Source organism: Anoxybacillus sp. ST4, from assembly GCF_019448545.1.
Lineage (GTDB): Bacteria > Bacillota > Bacilli > Bacillales > Anoxybacillaceae > Anoxybacillus > Anoxybacillus pushchinoensis.
Map to the genome: position 1 here is coordinate 1 of NZ_JAHZOE010000066.1, position 702 is coordinate 702.

A 702-nucleotide genomic window follows, 5' to 3' on the forward strand; every position below is an offset into this window, starting at 1 on the left:
AAACGATGCTTCTTGCGATGCAAAACGACTGCGCGAACGTTTCGTCACGAAATGTACCCGAGATGTTCTCTTTGACTTTGACCATGCGAAGATCTCGCTCGGCTTGGTTATTGTCAAAGGGAACATGCACTTCATATAAGAAACGCAGCGCTTCTTCCTTTCGTTTTTGAAGCCGTCGAATAAAAGCGAGTGCTTTTTTCGGAAGAGGTGTCATCGTTTCCAATCGGTGCTGTGCTTTCGCTAGGATACGATCATACACTCGTTCCCATCGTTTCGCTTCTTCTTCGGAAAGTGCACCGTGATGCGCTTCGACTGCCTGTTTGGCGGCTAACAGAAACGTGGTCATGCGCGATGCCCATGTATGGCCTTGTTCGATGAAGCCTTTTAGCTCACGTAAATGATGGGCATGGCAAAGAGCATGTGTGGCTTTCGTGTATCTCGGATACGTACCGAATGCATCATGCATCATCGTCCCTTTGTATTGTGGAAGAATCCCGATCTCATCCGTTGCTTTCTTTCCACGAGAAGCGTGAAAAGCCAAGTACGTATATGTCGACGTACATGCGACATGCACCCATGCGAGTTTACCATTGATGCGCAAACTCGTTTCATCGACATGCAAGATGTTAGAGTCAAGTAAGGCGTCTTCGATCATGTCCATATTGGATTCCAGCGCTTCGCGTCCTCGTTTCACCATATTGG

At 47.7% G+C, this 702-nt stretch carries 1 protein-coding gene; it reads right to left on the reverse strand.

Annotated features, from left to right (window positions below):
* Nucleotides 1–702, reverse strand: a 702-nt coding sequence (gene tnpC / locus K1I44_RS14970) for an IS66 family transposase (RefSeq protein WP_219986629.1), incomplete at both ends; no start/stop codon positions are given.